General features: G+C 67.7%; 3 protein-coding genes. All 3 read right to left on the minus strand.

Going from position 1 to position 2,867, the window contains the following annotated elements; genetic code table 11:
* Window positions 1-461 (minus strand): DAK2 domain-containing protein (locus tag ACFP9U_RS24530; protein WP_378625432.1); only part of this gene is annotated, 461 nt, incomplete at its 3' end.
* A 36-nt stretch (window positions 462-497) separates the two neighbouring features.
* Window positions 498-2,558 carry a bifunctional sugar-binding transcriptional regulator/dihydroxyacetone kinase subunit DhaK gene (locus ACFP9U_RS24535; protein WP_378625434.1) on the minus strand — a complete coding sequence of 687 codons (2,061 nt, stop codon included), beginning with the start codon at window positions 2,556-2,558 and terminating at the stop codon, window positions 498-500.
* Window positions 2,559-2,679: 121 nt separating this feature from the next.
* Window positions 2,680-2,867: DAK2 domain-containing protein (locus ACFP9U_RS24540; RefSeq protein WP_378625436.1), on the minus strand; the 188-nt coding region annotated here is incomplete at its 5' end.

A 2,867-nucleotide genomic window follows, 5' to 3' on the forward strand; every position in this document is an offset into this window, starting at 1 on the left:
AGGGCAGCGCCGCGCCGGCGGGCCGCATGGGCAGCTTCGGCGGCCGGCAGCCAGGCGTCGAGCATCGTCTTGTCACCGCGCGTTCCCTTGCCACGCTCCCTGATCCCGTCGGCAATCGCCGTGAACATCGCGCACAGGAATGCCCCATCGAGGCGATCGCTCTGCCGCGCCGCCGCCGCGGCCCGCAGGAAGGCGGAGGCATAGAGCGGCCCGGTCGAGGCACCGACGGCATTGAGGAAAGCATTGGCGGCCGTGGCGAACACATCGGCCGGCGCGCACCGGTCCATGTCCAGTTTCGAAAGCGCTGCATTCACCGCGAGAAATCCGGCGGACATGCTGATGCCGTGGTCGGCGTCGCCGATGGCTCCGTCGAGGCGGGTCAGGAAATCCTTCTCGGCCTCGATCGCCTCGGAAATGGCATAGAACATCGACGCCAGTGCGCGCGCCTGGTTGCCCGACATGACCTTCCTCCCGGTTCTACCCCGCCATTGTAGCAGCTAATTGATGGTGAGGAACGCGGTATCGCAGGGATGATCCAGCAACTCCGCCAGTTCGTCGTCCAGATGCAGGACCGTGATCGACGCGCCGGCCATGTCCAGGGACGTGCAATAGTGCCCGGTCCAGCTGGCGACGACGCTGATGTTCTTGGCCCCCAGCCTCTGGCGCACGCGCCGATAGAGGATGTAGAGCTCCATCAGCGGGGTGGCGCCCAGCGAGTTGACGAGCACGGCGACGCGGTCGCCCGGACCGGCTTGCATCTCGGAGAAGATGCGGTCCATGACCGCGTCCACGACCTCGTCGGCGGTGCGCAGCCGGTCGCGGGCAACGCCCGGCTCGCCGTGGATGCCGATGCCGATCTCCATCTCGTCCGGCCCGATCTCGAAGTTGTGCGTGCGCGTCTGCGGCAGCGAGCACGGCTCGAGCGCGATACCGACCGTATAGGTGCGGCGGTTGGCCTTGCGGGTGACCGCCTCGCAGGCGTCGAGCGGCCACATGCGGTCGCAGGCGGCACCGGCGATCTTGAAGGTGAAGAAGTTTCCCGCGACGCCGCGCCGGCCCTCGCGGTCCTCGACGGGCGAGGAGGCGATGTCGTCGGTGGTGATCACGGTGCGAACCTCGATGCCTTCGGCCTTGGCCAACTCGGCCGCCATCTCGAAGTTCATGATGTCGCCGGCATAATTGCCGTAGACGAAGAGAACGCCCTTGCCGCCCGAGGCGGCCCGCGCGCATTTGAAGATCGGGTCCGGCGGCGGCGACGAAAAGACATTGCCGATCGCCACCGCGTCGGCCAGCCCCTTGCCCACATAGCCGAGAAAGCAAGGCTCGTGGCCCGAGCCGCCGCCAATGACGAGCCCCACCTTGCCCTCGCGCGGCCCGCGCTGGGCCACGAGCGCGCGGCGATGGCCGTCGATCGGCCTCAGATAGCGCTCATGGGCATGGACGATGCCGTCGAGCATCTCCTCGATCACGTCCACAGGCTTGTTGACGAACTTCTTGACCGCGCTGCGGACGTTGACGACACCTGTCTCCGGGCCGCGCTGGGGCGCAAGCTTGCGGTCCAGCTCCGCCACCCCGTCGGCCTTGAGGATGCCGCGGCCGGTAGCCGCATCGGTGACGAGCACATCGATATAGCCGCCGCGCAGAGCGCCGAGGATCGCGGCCACCTTGTCGATGCCGCCGACCACGGCAATCTTGGTTTCGATGCCTTCGAACCCGTCCAGCGTGACGCCGATGGTGCGCTCGTCGAGCGGTCCGGAAACCGGCCGCCCGTGGTCGTCGATGAAACGGCCGGCGATGACGCCCACGGCGTTCTTCTCCAGATAAAGCTGGGTGGCGACCGAATCGAAGAAGCCGCTCGTATGGATGGTCGAGTTGGGACGCAGGGAGGAAATGCCGAAGAGAAGCCGGTTCGCCCGTGCCAGCGCCGCAAGCTGCCCGGCAACGACCGGCTCCTGCAAGAGGAGGTCGCGAACTTCGGCCGAAGAGACGAGCGCCGGCGCCGTCAGGTTGACGCAGCGTGCATTCAGCGCGGCCGCAAGGCGCGCCGCGCAAGCCTCGGGCGTGTATTCGAAGGTCGCGGTGGTGCCGCCCGTCGCCTGGATGACGGAGACGTCTTGAAGGTCGCCGCGCCGGGCGCGCTCGGCGACGGCCATTACGGTGCGGCCCCAGGCGACGGCGATCGTGTCGGCGGAGCGCACCGTCTGGTTGAGGACGCGTGCACCAGCGATGCCGAGCCGCTCGATCAACGGGTGGGCGCCGCCGTCGCTGGGAATGACGAGGCAGTCGTCGAGTCCGAAATGGCGCTTCAGTTCCTGGGCGATGGTGAGCGCGGAAAACCGCTCCGGGTCGATCGCTATATTGACGATGCCGCGCTCGCGCGCTTCGGCCAGGTAGGCGTTCACGGTGGCGCGCGACACACCCATCGTTTCGGCGATCTGGCCCTGGGTCAGCCGGTCCTCGTAGTAGAGCCAGCAGGCCCACACGTAGGGATCGTCGCCATAGCGCAACGGAATCGGTTCCGTCGCACTGCCGCCCTTCCCGTTCGCCCTGGTCGCCATCCACGTACCCGCATCTCGTGACCGGTGTTCTATCCGGCGTATCTCCGGGCCCTGATGCTCCGCCGCTAGTGAGGCGTCGATGTTGACCGCGGAAAGGGTCTGGTAATTCTGTGCCGAACGTTCACGCCGCCTCTCCTCCTGCCCCACCCGTGCCCGAAAGGCTCTTCGCCATCACCTCGATGATGATCGCGGCCGAGGCCGCGCCGGGATCGACATGGCCGCGCGCGCGCTCGCCGAGGCGGGAGGAACGGCCCTTTGCCGCAACCATGTCGGCGGTCGCCTCGGCTCCCTTTGCCGCGGCCTGTTCAG

The organism is Nitratireductor sp. GCM10026969 (assembly GCF_042660605.1).
Taxonomy (GTDB): domain Bacteria; phylum Pseudomonadota; class Alphaproteobacteria; order Rhizobiales; family Rhizobiaceae; genus Chelativorans.